Here is a 13,899-nt window from a genome sequence, read left to right on the forward strand (position 1 = left end):
CGTCGCCGCGCGGGCACGGACGATGTTGCAGTGATATGCTGGCGCCGATGCTCGCTCCCGGGACCGCGACGCTGCTGCTCTCCGTCCTGTGCGGACTGCCGCTCGGCGCGGGGGCGCCGCGGCCGGTGCCGATCGTCGGCGGCGAGGAGGTCAAGGCCAGCGAGTGGACCTCGGTGGTGGCGATCCTCAGCCAGGAGTCGAAGTCGACCGCGAGCCTGTGCACCGGCACGCTGGTGGCCCCGCGGGTGGTGTTGACGGCCGCCCACTGCCTGTCGCACGAGCCCGACCTCGCGGTCATGCGCGTCGTGTTCGGCGACTCGATCTACACCAAGGACCAGACGCGCGTGGCCACGGTCGAGCGCTACGGCGTGTACCCGACCGCCTGCGTCGAGAACTGCAAGGCCGACGCGTACGACTTCGGCTACGTGATCCTGGCGCAGGATGCCCACGGCATCGACGTGGTGCCGCCGCTGACGACCCAGGACGAGTGGGACGAGACGATGCACGTCGGCGCCGAGATCCACGTCGTCGGCTTCGGGACCGTCCGCGACGGCGAGAGCGACGCGCTGCAGACCACCGACGACGTCGGCCACAAGCGCATCATGACGACGCCGATCGACTCGTTCAGCAAGAGCCGGCGCGAGTTCCGGGCCGGCGGCGAGGGCCAGGACGCGTGCGGCGGCGACTCCGGCGGGCCGGCGTTCGTCCGCCTCGCCAGCGGCGAGTACCGCCTGGCGGGCGTGACCTCGCGCGGGGTTCGCCCGTGCGGCACCGGCGACAGCGTCTACGGCGTGCCGTACCCGATCCTCACCTGGCTGCGCGAAGAGACAGGTGCCGACCTGCTGCCCGGCGACTGCCCCGACGGCGACTGCGTGGTCATGGCCGAGCCCGACTCGGGTTGCGCGATCTCGCACGAGCGCGCGTCGCTGGCGTGGGCGCTGCCGCTGCTGGTGTTCGCCCGCCGGCGCCGGCAGACTCGGTCCTCGCCCCGATGAAGCCCGAGCCGTCCCGCGCCGTGGAGAATGCCGCCGAGCGGCGGCGATTCGAGGAGCAAGTCGCCTGGAAAGAGGTCGACCAACTGCACGCGGCGACGCTGCAGTTCGCCAGCAAGTGCCTCGAGCTGAAGAAGCTGTGCGTGGCGCTGTGCGCGGTGCTGCTGGTCTGGCTGGCCGACAAGGACCTGCGCTTCGTCGAGTGCGCGGTGCTGGCCCTGGGGCTTTTGGTGTTCTTCTGGCTGGCCGACGCGCAGAACTTCTACTACCAGCGCAAGACCCGGCGCGGGATCGCGGCGGCGCTCGGCCGGGCCCGCCTGGCCCGCGGCCTCGGCAGCTCGGTGTCGCCGCTCGGGCTCGAGAAGGACGCCGTCAACTCCGTGCTGTCGAGCCTGCTCAACACCTCGCAGCTGTTCTATTTCTACCTCGGCGTGGCCGTGCTCGTCGCCCTGGCGCTCACGCACCATGCCTGACGCGCTCCGCCGGTTCGACCGCCGGCGTACGTTCATCAGCTACGCGGTCCGCGACCTGCCGCTGTCGCGCGCCCACCTCGAGCGGCTGCGCGCCAGCGACGAGTTCGTGTTCCTCGACTATCCGCAGCGGTGGTCGACGTCGGCGCAGCGCACGATCGCCGACTGGCTGCGCTCGGCCGACCGGGTGATCTACGTGGCGACGCCGCACAGCCGGCTGTCGCCGTGGGTGCGGCTCGAGCTGGCGACGGCGCGCCGGCTCGGGGTGCCGATCGAGCAGGTGGTGCTGCCGGGGACGGTCGCCGCGGTCGCGGCGTGCGAGCGGCCCTTCCGCTCACGAATCACCGCACCGTGACGCCGGGCCGAATGCCGGCAGCGAGGCGGCATTCGGCCCGGTGTGACGATGGACGGTCGCGTCACGCGCCGGATGGGGCGGCGCGAGCGGCGGCGCGACGCGTCAGTGCTTCTTCTCCTCGCAGTCGAAGTCGGTGATCCTGCCGTCCGAGGTCCCGCCGTCGAAGGTGCATTGAATCACGACCTTCTCCCGGCCCTGCTCGATCACCAGCGTCGCCCTCTCGAAGCTGATGTCGGCCTCCTGCTTCCAGTTGGCGTTGGGACACTTGTGCTTGGGACCGATGGCGTCGGTCTTGACCGTGAAATCCGCGGATCGCTTCTCGATGTCCTCGGCGGGGATGGTCTCCTCGCCTTCGACCTTCACCCGCGATTGCTTCTGGTGGGGCTTGGGCTTGTTCCCGCCCGGGTTCTCGCAGCTGACCTCGAGCTCGCCCTCCGCCCGGAGCGTGATCTCGACGTCCCTGTTCCCGTCGAGGCACTTGAGCTCGCCGGTGGCCCGCAAACGCGTCCCGAGGTCGCGAAACTCGAGGTCTTCGACCTTGATGTCCTTGCATTTGTGCCCGCCCTGACCTCCGAGACCTCCGAAGTCGCACTTGCCCCAGCCGCACCAGCCCCCCGACGCGTGTGCCGTGGCGACCGGCGCGATGAAGGAGCAGGCGACGAACAGTGACGATGTCAACATATGAGAAAGGCGCATGGTTAGAGTAATCTCCCGGGCCTCAACATGAGGTGGAATCGCGGCGGGCAATCGTGCGGTCCCCCAAGTCTCCCCGCGAAGCCCGGCGATTGCGGCGACCAGCGGCTGTTCGCGGGGATACGGGCGAAATACAGGGCGACGTGCGCGGCGGCCGACGAAGACGTAATGCGTATACATGTGCCTCGGTATGCGAGGTGGCATTCGATGTCCCATTCTGGCGGGCGGGCCGCTCGCCGACTTTTGGAGCCGCCCGCGACGATTCAGCCCGGCGCGGCGCTCGCAGCGATGGCGCTGAACCCGGCCGCGCCGGCGACACCTGCCCGCTGTCACAGCGCCGCTCGCGGGGTGGGACGTGCACTCCGCTGGCGCAGGAGTCGAGGTCGCAGGTCGTCGGCGGCACGGCGATATGGCGTCGCCTCTCGACGGTGGCTCGTCCTCGCGACGGGCGCGCGTCGAGCGGCGGTTCATCGGTCCGACGCGCTGTCGCGGTCGAACTGCCCGTGGGACCGCTCGAGCCGCGAACGCTCGCGCGGCGGAGTTCGGGGCGGGCCGTCAGGCCTTGCTCAGGTGGGTCTGGAGGTCGCCGAGGTAGCGGCGGATGGAGCCCTCGAAGCCGAAGATCGTGCCGGCGAGGAAGCGCAGCGCGGGGTTGGGCACGTCGCCGACCTCGGTGAGGGTGACGAGGGTGCCGCCCTCGGCGGGGGCGAACTGGAACACCCAGCGGCCGGAGAAGGCGCGGCCGGGGTCGGCGAGCTCGGTGACGAGGCGCTCGTTCGGGAGGTCCTCGGTGATCTCGAAGGTGTTCACGCCGTCGTCGCCGATCTCGCGGTAGACCCGGTGCTCGTTCTTCTCGGGCAGGAGCTCGACGCGATCGAGGTCGGAGCGCCACGACGGCGCCGACTCGACGTCGCGCACGACCGCGTAGACGACCGCGGGCGCGGCCGGCACGACCACCGACTCCATGGCGATGTGCTGGCGCGGCATGAACAGGCCGCCGGTCGTGACGAGGACACAGACGCCGAGGAGCCAGAGGACGACGCGGAGGACGCGGCGGGGCATCGCCATCGGCAATAGCCGCGCGGCGGGCGGCCGTCAAGACGTGGCGCTTGAGACAGGTCCGCCGCAGCTCGGCCGCCTCAGTTGGGCTTGGGCGCGTCGGGCGGCAGCTTGGGCGGCGGGGGGCGGATCGCGCTGGTGATGTCGCAGAGGTCGATCTCGACGGCGCCGAGGCCGTCGAGCGCGATCTTGAAGCTCATGCCGGCGTCGCCATCGAACAGGAGGCGGGCGCCGAGCCGCGCGGTGGCGACGAGCGGGGTCGGCTCGCCGGCGGTGGTGAGCAGGCTGCGCCCGCTGGTGGCGGTCACGCGGACGGTGCGCGCCGGGCTCGGGGCGCCGGGCTCGACCAGCAGGTCGATGCCGCGATCGATCCAGGCGATCCATGTCTCTCGGGACAGGTTGAGGCGGCCGCCGCTGACGCGCTGGCCGGCGCACTCGAACACCGGGACCGTCCCGCTGGTGGTGTAGCGCACGGCCAGGAGGCCCTCGGGGAGGGTCACCGGGACGAGCGACGCGATCAGCGGGCGGGTGCTGCGGACGAAGGTCAGTCGGGTCGACATCGGCGCCCTATGGGTGGCGCGACGAGGTCGATCGGATCATGCCGATCCGCCGCGGTCGCGACTTATTTTCTGCGGGCCGTGGAGGACGCTCGGATCCGTGCCAGCAGCTGGCGCAACTCCGGCGCGATCGCGTCGTCGTGGCCGACCAGCGCGAGCGCGCGGCGACAGTGAGCCTCGGCCTCGCGTCGATCGCCGCGCACGAGTTCGAGCTCGGCGGCGGTGGCCCACGCGTAGGCCGCGGTGGTGGCCGAGACGGCGCCGAGGTCGGCCTGCGCCTGCTGGAGCGCGGCGCGAGCGCCGGACAGGTCGCCCAGGCCCTGGCGCGCGGCGGCGAGGCCCACGCGCATGGCGACGGCGTTGTCGCGCACGTCGGGCAGGAGCTCGCCGGCGGCCACGAGCGCGAGGCCGGCCTCGTAGCTGCGCAGCGCGGCGGTGAAATCATCTGTCGCAAGGGACAGGTCGCCGCGGAGCTTGGCGAGGGCGATCCGGTCGGCGCGGGCGGCGAGCGGGTCGGTGACGGCGGCGAAGGCGAGCGCGGCCCGCTCGGCCCGGGCGCGGGCGGTCTCGAGGTCGCCGCGGGCGTAGTGGACGACGGCGAGGTCGAGCTCGAGGGTGGCTCGTTCGCGCGCGTCGGGGCCGCGCTCGGCGACGTCGAGGGCGGCGCGCAGGTTGGCCTCGGCCTCGGCGTACTGGCCGGCGGCGAGCTGATAGCGGGCCAGGCTCTGGCGGGTGTCGGCGACGCTCGCCGCGTCGGGGCCCTCGCGACGCAGCTGCAGGCTCAGGGCCTGGCGCGCGAGGTCGATCGCGGGTAGCTGCTGGCCGCGCCGGTGGGCCTGCTCGGCGTGGTGGCGCAGGACGCGGGCCGCCAGCGCCTCGTCGACGTCGCCGCCGTGCTGCAGGGCGCGGCCGAGGCGCGCGTGGGCGGCGTCGAGGTCGCCGCGGCGCAGCTCGGCCCACGCGGCCGACAGCTGGAGGTCGACCATGCGAGCCCCGCTCGCCTGACCGATCCGGTGGAGCGTGCTCTCGGCGTGCGGCAGCAGCAGCAGCGCGTGCCCGGGGTCGGGGTCGCGCGCGGCGTCGACGTAGACCAGCCAGCGCCAGGCGTCGGCGACCAGGTAGTCGTCGCCGACGGCGCCGGCGTCGCGGGCCGCGGCCTCGAAGCGCCGGCGCGCCCCGGCCTCGTCGCCGGCGTCGAGCGCGGCGATGCCGAGCGACAGGTCGGCCCGGGCCTGACGCCAGCGGTCGCCGAGCAGCCCGGCGCGCGCGCGAGCCGGGTGCAGGCGCGCGCCGGCGGCCGCGGGATCGCCGGCCAGCGCCAGCGCGGCGCCGGTTTGAAGCTGCTCTTCGAGCCATGTCATTTCGGACAGGTCGATATGGTCAGGCGCGTCGACGGCCCAGGCCAGCCGGCGCGGGTCGACGCAGTCGGCCGCGGGCGGGAGGGCGCGGTCCCACAGGGCGAGGCGACCGTCCCAGCGCCGGCCGGGCTCGAGGTCCGCGCCGGGGCTCGCCCATTTCGCGGTGGCCGCCGGCGCGGCGACGACCAGGCCGGCCAGCTCGCGCAGCGCCCGCTCGCGCTCGTCGAGGCAGCGGTCGGCGGCGGCGCGCGCGGCCTCGTCCCAGCGCTCGCCGGCGCGGCAGGCCTCGGTGCGCGCGCTGGCCCACTCGAGGACCTGTTTGGAGAACCATGTCTCGACGGACATGCCCGAAGCGCCAGCTTCGCGCAGGGCCGCGCGCTGCTCGGCCGGCCACAGCGTCTCGGCGAGGTCGGACGGGTCGGCGCAGGCGGAGCCGGCCTCGCTGCTCTGGACCGCGGCGCCGGCCCCGGCGCCGAGCACGGCGGCGAGGGCGACGGCGGCGAGGGGCCGGCGGCGGCGCGGCAGCAGGCCGGCGGCGAGCTCGGCCAGCAGCGCGTCCATGGTGGGGTAGCGGTCGCGGCGGTCGAGCGCGAGGCCGCGGCGCAGCGCGGTCAGCAGCCACGGCGGCGTCGGGGTGGTCGAGGCGACGGAGCGGCGCCAGTCGGGCAGCTCGCCGTGGAGGGCCTCCCACAGCGCGACGCAGAACGAGTACTGGTCGCTGCGCGCGTCGACGGTCGCGCCGGTGTCGTACAGCTCGGGCGCCATGTAGCGCGGGGTGCCGGCGCGGCTGGTGAGCACGAACTCGGGGCCGGACGGCTCGTCGCCGTCGACGGTGGCCGCGATGTCGCGGCTCGAGTCGCGCATGCGCGCGAGGCCGAAGTCGATCAGGCGCACGCGGCCGTCGCCGTCGACGAGGATGTTGCTCGGCTTGAAGTCGCGGTGGATCAGGCCCTGGTGGTGCGCGGCCGCCAGGCCCTGGCCGGCCTGCAGGTACATCTGCACGATCTCGCGCCAGCCGCGGGGCGCCGCGCCCTGCCACTTGCGGAGGGTGACGCCCTCCACCAGCTCCATGGCGATGAAGAGGTTGTGGTCCTCCTCGCCGATCTCGTACACGCGGACGACGTTGGGGTGGTCGACCTGGGCCAGGCTCTGGGCCTCGCGCATGATGCGGGCGCGGACGACCTCGTCGAGGCTGCGGGTCGGGATCTTGATGGCGACCCGGCGGGCCAGCTTGTGGCTCCACGCGGCGAACACGACGCCCATGCCGCCCTCGCCGAGGTGGCGCAGCAGGGTGAAGTCGCCGATCTGGTCGCCGGTCGCGGGTCCGCGCGCGCGTCGCTCGCCGACCACGCCGTCGCCCGCGCTCTCGGTGCTGAGCGCCGACTCGCCGGCGCTGACGCTGGTCGGGTCGGGGCGCGAGGGCTGCGACAGCAGGTCGGCGCAGATCGTGCTCGCGTCGCCGTCGATCCCGGGCTGGACGGGCATGGCCACCATGAGCGACCGCGAGGGGTCCGGCGGATCACCACCTCGCGACGGGATTATGCGCACGGGGCGCGATCGCTCGCCGGCGGGGTCTCGAAGAGGTCCGCGCGGTGGCGGCGGTGGCGCGGCGGGGGTCGGGGTGCTGTCCGAAAGGACAGGCTCGAGGCGCGCAGGGATGAGCTGTCCGAAGGGACAGGTGCGCGCTCTGGCTGTCGCGGTCGAGTCACGGCGCGAGCTCGCAGACGCAGGCGCAGGTCGGCTCGTGGGCGTCGGCCGCGCCCGAGGCGCACGCGGTCCAACCGACGGCGTCGCTGCCGGCGCTCAGGTGTGCTCGCGGGTGGCGCTGAAGCGGAGCTCGGGGAAGCGCTCCTCGACCTTGGCCAGGTTCCACTTGTTGGGCGCGAGGTAGGCGAGGTCGCCGTGGCTGTCGTGGGCGAGGTTGCCCTGGTTCTTGTGCTGGAAGCTCTCGAGCAGCTTCTGCACCTCGATCTTGCTCTTGGTCGAGGGCCTGGGCGTGACCCACCGGGCGGTGGTGTAGTCGATGCCCTCGTAGTCGGCGTCGACGTCGTACTCGCTCTTGAGGCGGTGCTTCATCACCTCGAGCTGGAGCTGGCCGACGGCGCCGACGACGAACATGCTGCCGACGATCGGCTTGAACACCTGGATCGCGCCCTCCTCGGCCAGCTGGTGCAGGCCCTTGGCCAGGGCCTTGGCCTTGAGCGGGCTCTTGAGCAGGACGCGGCGGAACAGCTCGGGGGCGAAGCTGGGGATCCCCGTGAAGCGCAGCACCTCGCCGGCGGTGAAGGTGTCGCCGATCTTGATGGTGCCGTGGTTGGGCAGGCCGATGATGTCGCCGGCGTAGGCGGCCTCGACGATCTCGCGGTCGCGGGCCATGAACATGGTCGCGTTGCCGAGGCCGACCTCGCGGCCGAGGCGGCAGTGGAAGGCCCGCATGCCGCGCTCGAACACGCCGGAGCAGACGCGCAGGAAGGCCATGCGGTCGCGGTGGTTCGGGTCCATGTTCGCCTGGATCTTGAAGACGAAGCCGGAGAACGGGGCCTCGGTCGGCTCGACCAGCCGCGTGGGGACCGGCTCGCCGGGGGCGGGGGCGGTCGCGGCGGCGGGGCCGGTGATCGCCTCGCGCGCGAGCGGGCCGGGGGCCAGGCGGATGTAGGCCTCGAGCAGCTCGCGGACGCCGAAGTTGTTCATCGCCGAGCCGAACAGCAGCGGGGTCTGCTTGCCGGCGAGGAAGGCGGCGTGGTCGAGCGGCGCGCTGGCCTCGACGAGCAGCTCGGCGGCCTGGCGCAGCTCGTCGACCTGGTCGCCGAGCAGCTCGTCGAGCCGCGGGTCGTGCAGACCCTCGACCAGGATGCCCTGCTGGATCTTGTCGTGGCCCTGGGCCTGGAACAGGTGCAGGCGGTGGTGGATCAGGTCGTAGACGCCCTTGAAGCGCTTGCCCATGCCGATCGGCCAGGTCAGCGGGACGCAGCTCATGCCGAGCTTCTTCTCGACGTCGCTCATCAGCTCGAGCGGGTCGAGGCACTCGCGGTCGAGCTTGTTGATGAAGGTGACGACCGGCGTGTCGCGCAGGCGGCAGATCTCGATCAGCTTCTCGGTCCGCTCCTCGACGCCCTTGGCGCCGTCGATCACCATCAGCGCGGCGTCGACGGCCGTGAGCACGCGGTAGGTGTCCTCGCCGAAGTCGGCGTGGCCGGGCGTGTCGAGCAGGTTGACCTGGACCGGCGGCGCGTCGGCCGGCAGCTCCGGGTGCGGGTACTCGAAGCTCATCACCGAGGTGGTGACGGAGATCCCGCGCTCGCGCTCCATCTCCATCCAGTCGGAGGTGGTGGCCCGCCCGGCCTTCTTGGCCCGCACCGCGCCGGCCAGCTGGATCGCGCCCGAGTAGAGCAGCAGCTTCTCGGTCAGCGTGGTCTTTCCGGCGTCAGGGTGGCTGATGATGGCAAAGGTCCGACGACGGGCGACTTCGGCGGCGAGCTCGGTCACGGCCCGCGGGGAGGTAGCAGAGGTGGCGAGTCACCGCCAGCCCCGCAACGAGCGAGGTCGCGCACGGCGCGCGGACGCTCGGCGCCCGAGGTCGAGGCGAACTCGCGGCGCACGGGCTGCTGCGGGCCCGCGAGGCCGCGGCCGGGCCCGAGAGCGCGGTCGCGGCGGAACGGGCGCGGCCCGGCGAGCACGTCTTCGCCGCGTCGACGACGCGAGGCGGGAGAGGAGCGTGCGCTCGTCGTGCGGGTCTGGAGCGACAGCCAGGGACGCGCAGGGACCGGCGGGCTGCCTCGCCACGGACGGTGCGGCGGAGGCCGGCGGCTCGGAGCGTGTTCTCATGAGCATGTCACATAGAACATGCCCGTGAAAGCATGTCCTTCGGGACATGAACGATCAGCGCGGCGGGATGGGGGCGGCCCACAGGCCGGGCTGCGGGCCGCGCTCGTCGAGGTAGAACACGCCGAAGTCGAGGTCGAGCTCGAAGTAACCGACGTCGGCGGCGATGGTGGTGTACAGCTCGGTGTCGGGGTCGAACACGACGAGGTCGAAGGTGTAGATCGAGGATGGGATGCCGGTGAAGTAGCGGCCGTCGGCGAGCCGGACGGTGGAGAAGCCGACTCGGGGCACTCGGACGGTGGTCTCGCCGGTCGCGAGGTCGACGCGCCAGAGGGTGGCGTCGGAGGACTGGCCGTCGAACAGGAGGTAGTCGATGCTGTCGTCGCGGACCGCGAACACGTTCGGCTGAGAGCCCCCGGGCGCGGCGCGGTACCACTCGCGCAGGAGGTCGGTGCGCGGGTCCCAGCGGGCGAGCACGAGCTCGTCGTCGTCGACGAGGGCGAGGTTGAAGTCGTCGCGGACCAGGCCGCGCAGGCGCGCGCCGGCGGGCGGGACGACGGCGGCGCCGGTGTCGGTGCGGACGACGGCGGCGACGCGGAGCTCGGGGCCGTAGAGGGCGGCGTGGGTGCCGTCGGGGGTGGTGAGCCAGTGGCCGATGGAGGCCGTCGCGGGGTCGCCCAGGCGGTTCCACGAGGCCGCGGTGAAGTCGTTGACGGCGATCTGGAGGTCGTCGCCGGTGTCGCGGTCGCGGAGGAAGACCGGCTCGACGAGGTCGTCGCCGAGCTGCTGCCAGATCAGGCGCCGGCTCGCCGGCACCGTCACGAAGTGACGCACGCCGGTGAGCACGAGCTCGGACTCGCCGGTGCGCACGTCGACGTCGCGGAGCGTGCCGTCGTCGTGGAGGATCAGCAGGCGGTCGTCGTCGGCGGCGAAGCGCACGACCTGCTCGCCGAGGAGCACGGCGGCGGCGGCGGGATCGCCGTGGTGCGCGTACATGGAATACGCCGGTGCGCCGATCCCGGCCGCGTTGACGAGGGTGCTCCGGGGCTGGTGCTCGGTGAGGTAGTAGATGGCGCCCTGGCCCCGGCTGGTCGTCAGCTTCCCGGCGGGCAGACCGAGGACCGGGTGGGGCTCGTCGAGGCCGGGGACGTCGAGGCGGTCGAGGACGAACTGCCGGCCGGCCTGGTCGTCGGCGTAGAGGACGAAGTGGTCTGCGGTGCGGATGACACCGCGCAGGCCCACGCCGGGGAGGTCCGGTGCGTGATGCTCGGGCTCGCCGCCGCAGCGGTCGAGCAGCGAGTACTCCAGTTTGTGGTCGTCGTAGGGGCCCTTGGCGTAGAGGAGCTGCTCGCCGACGCGCTGGAAATACAGCCGATCGCCGGACTCGCGCGTCCAGCCGGAGGGCGGCCCGGCCAGTCGGACGGGCTGGTCGAGCGGACAGGTCGCGACCGGCTCGGCGTCCTCCGCGAGGCAGGCGGCGAAGGCGAGGGCGAGCAGGGCGGCGGGGACGCGCATGCTTTTAAAAATATGCCCCAAGAGACATGTCTTCGCGGGCTCAGCGCGGCGGGAACGGGGAGAACCACAGGCCGTCGGGGCCGATGTGGAGGATGCCGTGCTCGGGGTCGAAGTCGAGGTCGTCGACGTCGCCGGCGATGGTGGTGTAGAGGCCGGTGTCGGGGTCGAAGACGAGGATGTCGTAGGGATAGCCGCCGGGGGAGATGAGGGTGAAGTAGCGGCCGTCGGGGAGCAGGGCGGTCTGGCCGCCGATCCGGGGCACTTTCATGGTCGTCTCGCCGGTGACGAGGTCGACGTGCCAGAGTGTGGCGCTGCCGCCGCCGTCGGGGACGGCGTAGGTCACGGAGTCGTCGGTGATGCCGAAGAGGGCCGGGAGGAACGTGGACGGCGGGCCGCGGAACCACTCGCGCAGCTCGTCGGTGCGCGGGTTCCAGCGGGCGAGCACGAGCTCGTCGTCGTCGGCGAACTGAAGGTCGAACTCGTCGGCGATGACGTTGCGCAGGTGCGCGCCCGCGGGTGGTGTGACGGCGACGCCGCTGTCGAGGCGGACGACGGCGGCGATCGTGCGCTCGGGGCCGTAGAGGGCGGCGTGGGAGCTGTCGGGGAGGAACGCCCAGGTGCCGGTCAGGCGCGTCAGGAAGTCATCGAGGCGGTCCCACGAGGCGGCCGTGAAGTCGTTGACGGCGACCTGGATGTCCTCGCCGCTGTCGCGGTCGTGGAGGAAGATCGGCTCGACCTGGTCGTCCCCGAGCTGCTGCCAGAGCAGCCGCCGTCTGTCGGGCACGACGTCGACGCGGCGCACGTCGGTCAGCACGAGCTCGGACTCGCTGGTGCGCGGGTCGACGTCGCGGAGGTCGCCGTTGTCGTCGTGGACCAGCAGGCGGTCGTCGACGGCGATGTGTTGCACGATCTGGTCGCCGAGGCGCACGGCCGGGACTGCTGGATCGCCATGGTGCACGTAGACAGTCGAGAGAACGCCGCCGATCCCGGCCGCCCCCTCGCCCAGGGTGCCGGACAGGTGCCGTGCGCCGAAGTACAGGGACCGTTCGCCGCCGGCGAGCCAGAGATGGAGCTCCTCGTCGGGGAGGCCGAGGACCGGGCGCGGTTCATCGAAGCCCGGGACGTCGAGCCGGTCGAGCACGAAGTGGCGACCGCTCTCGTCGGACCCGTAGGCCACGACGTGGTCGGCGGTGGCCTGGGCCAAGACGAACATGCCCGCTGGGGCTGGGAACCGCTCCGGGGGGCCGCCGCAGCGGTCGACGGTCCAGTAGCTCCGGTCGCCCACCGGGAAGTTGAAGAGGACGTGGTCGCCGACGCGCTGGAGGTTCGCGCGACGGTACGTCCCGGGGTCGCGCTGCCAGCTCTCCGACGGGCTGGCGATCTGCACCGGCTGGTCGAGCGGACAGGTCCAGCCGGGCAGCTCGGCGTCATTGCAGGCGGCCAGGGCGAGGGCGGCCGCGAGGGGTCGAACGAACATGTCCTTCAAGCTGTGTCCATGTGGGCATGTTTATTAGAACATGTTGAAATGGAAAGGTGGTCGGGATCAGCGCGAGACGAGGGGGGCGGCCCACAGGCCGGGCTGGGGGCCGCGGCTGTCGAGGTAGAGGACGCCCTGGTCGGGGAAGTGGAGGAAGTGGTCGACGCGCTCGGCGATGGTGGTGTAGACGCGGGACTCGGCGTCGAACACCAGCAGGTTCCAGGTCCACTTGACCTCGCCGCCGGTCTGTACCGGCTCGGCGCGGACGGCGGTGAAGTAGCGGCGGGCGTCGAGCTGCTGGTACTCGCGGCCGATCCGCGGGACCCGCTCGGTGAGCTCGCCGGTGCCGAGGTCGACGCGCCGGAGGCTGCCGATGTCGCCGTCGGTCGGGTCGGCGAGGAAGTACTCGAGCGCGTCGCCGTCGCGCCGACGCGGCTCGACGGCGGCGTCGACCGGGCCGCGGTACCACACGCGCAGGTCGCCGTCGGTCGGGCGCCACAGCGCGAGGACGAGGTTGTCGGGGTCGGGCATGACGAGCACGAGATCGCGGCCGAGGGCGCCGCGCTGCTGGCGATGCTCGGGGATCTGCAGCGGCTCGCCGGTGTCGCTGCGCACGGCGGCGACGAAGGTGCCGTCGGGGCCGACGAGCGCGGCGGCGGCGCTGTCGCCGGTCCACACCCAGCGGCCGACCTCGAGGCCCTGCCCGGGCATGCGGTTCCACGAGCGGGCGGCGAAGTCGTTGACGCCGATCTCGCGATCGACGCCGTACTCGGCGGCGGCGATCCGCGCGCTGGCCTCGAGGTCGCGCAGGTAGACGGGCTCGACGTCGTCGTCGCCGATGGCCTGCCAGATCAGCCGGCGGTGGTCGTCGGCGAGGCTGAAGTAGCGGACGCCCTCGAGGACGGGCTCGACCTCGCGGGTGAACGGGTCGACCTCGCGCAGGACGCCGTCGTCGGTGAGGACGAGGAGGCTCCCGCCGCGGTGCGCGAGGCTGACGACGTCGTCGCCGAGGTGCAGCGCGGGCGCGTCGGGGTCGCCGTCGTGGGTGTGCACGACGGCGGCGCCGGCGGTGATGCCGGCGGCGTGCAGGGCCGAACCGGTGGGTCGATGGACGCGGGCGAACAGGGCGTAGCCGGCCTCGTCGGCGAAGCCGCCGGGGACGTCGTAGTCGGGGAGGTCGGCGATCGGTCGCGGGACGTCGAAGCCGGCGACGTCGAGGCGGTCGAGCAGGACGTGGCGGCCCTCGGGGTCGACGGCGTAGACGAGGGTGCCGCGGTCGGTCTCGAGCGCGAACGGGAGGATGGTGCCGGGGGTGAAGGTGGTGAAGCGCCTGGGCGCGCCGCCGCAGCGGTGCACGAGCCAGTAGCCGGGGTCGACGTCGGCGGGGCCGTCGAAGCTGTAGAGGATCCGGTCGCCGAGGGCGCGGAACGGGTAGACGCGGGCGCGGCCGGGCTGCCAGCGCTCGGGCGGGGCGGCGAGGCGGACCGGGGCCTGCAGCGGGCAGGCGGCGGCGAACGGCTCCTGGACCACGGGCTCGTCGCCGCAGGCTGCGAGCAGCAGCGGCAGGGCGGCGAGATGAGCTGGTCGAAGAGACATGGCCG

Annotated in this window: 11 protein-coding genes; 3 read left to right on the forward strand and 8 right to left on the reverse strand. The window is 72.9% G+C overall.

The features are described from left to right. Positions 1-47 precede the first annotated feature (47 nt). The 3 genes from K7C98_RS35365 to K7C98_RS35375 are packed head-to-tail and all read left to right on the forward strand — an operon-like array spanning position 48 to position 1,817. Positions 48-995: a S1 family peptidase gene (locus K7C98_RS35365; RefSeq protein WP_224196278.1), complete on the forward strand. Its 948-nt coding sequence runs from the start codon at positions 48-50 to the stop codon at positions 993-995. Then, positions 992-1,465 (forward strand): hypothetical protein, encoded by a 474-nt coding sequence (locus K7C98_RS35370; RefSeq protein ID WP_224196279.1) that lies wholly within the window; start codon positions 992-994, stop codon positions 1,463-1,465. Before K7C98_RS35365 ends, K7C98_RS35370 begins: the two co-directional genes overlap by 4 nt. Then, entirely contained in the window at positions 1,458-1,817 is a 360-nt protein-coding gene (locus K7C98_RS35375; protein WP_224196280.1) for a toll/interleukin-1 receptor domain-containing protein, read from the forward strand. Before K7C98_RS35370 ends, K7C98_RS35375 begins: the two co-directional genes overlap by 8 nt. Before the next feature lie 102 nt (positions 1,818-1,919). On the opposite strand, the gene K7C98_RS35380 is transcribed toward K7C98_RS35375, so the two are convergent. From K7C98_RS35380 to K7C98_RS35415, 8 genes are all read right to left on the reverse strand, one after another. Further along, positions 1,920-2,498: a hypothetical protein gene (locus K7C98_RS35380; RefSeq protein ID WP_224196281.1), complete on the reverse strand. Its 579-nt coding sequence runs from the start codon at positions 2,496-2,498 to the stop codon at positions 1,920-1,922. 567 nt (positions 2,499-3,065) lie between these two features. Further along, on the reverse strand, positions 3,066-3,572 hold the full coding sequence (locus K7C98_RS35385) for an SRPBCC family protein (RefSeq protein ID WP_224196282.1): 507 nt from the start codon (positions 3,570-3,572) through the stop codon (positions 3,066-3,068). 77 nt (positions 3,573-3,649) lie between these two features. Next, entirely contained in the window at positions 3,650-4,129 is a 480-nt protein-coding gene (locus K7C98_RS35390; RefSeq protein ID WP_224196283.1) for a hypothetical protein, read from the reverse strand. Positions 4,130-4,191: 62 nt separating this feature from the next. Beyond that, positions 4,192-6,969: a serine/threonine-protein kinase gene (locus K7C98_RS35395; RefSeq protein WP_224196284.1), complete on the reverse strand. Its 2,778-nt coding sequence runs from the start codon at positions 6,967-6,969 to the stop codon at positions 4,192-4,194. Between the two features lie 318 nt (positions 6,970-7,287). Continuing rightward, the gene (locus K7C98_RS35400) at positions 7,288-8,970 is read right to left on the reverse strand and encodes a peptide chain release factor 3 (protein WP_224196285.1); all 1,683 of its coding nucleotides are present in this window, start codon (positions 8,968-8,970) and stop codon (positions 7,288-7,290) included. A gap of 393 nt (positions 8,971-9,363) precedes the next feature. After that, positions 9,364-10,821: a hypothetical protein gene (locus K7C98_RS35405; RefSeq protein WP_224196286.1), complete on the reverse strand. Its 1,458-nt coding sequence runs from the start codon at positions 10,819-10,821 to the stop codon at positions 9,364-9,366. A gap of 40 nt (positions 10,822-10,861) precedes the next feature. Next, a complete protein-coding gene (locus K7C98_RS35410) occupies positions 10,862-12,298 on the reverse strand; it encodes a hypothetical protein (protein ID WP_224196287.1) in 1,437 nt (478 codons plus the stop codon). Between the two features lie 66 nt (positions 12,299-12,364). Then, positions 12,365-13,894, reverse strand: a complete 1,530-nt coding sequence (locus tag K7C98_RS35415; protein WP_224196288.1) for a hypothetical protein — start codon at positions 13,892-13,894, stop codon at positions 12,365-12,367. Positions 13,895-13,899 lie beyond the last annotated feature (5 nt).

Source organism: Nannocystis pusilla, assembly GCF_020073745.1.
In the GTDB taxonomy this organism is placed as follows: Bacteria; Myxococcota_A; Polyangia; order Nannocystales; family Nannocystaceae; genus Nannocystis; species Nannocystis radixulma.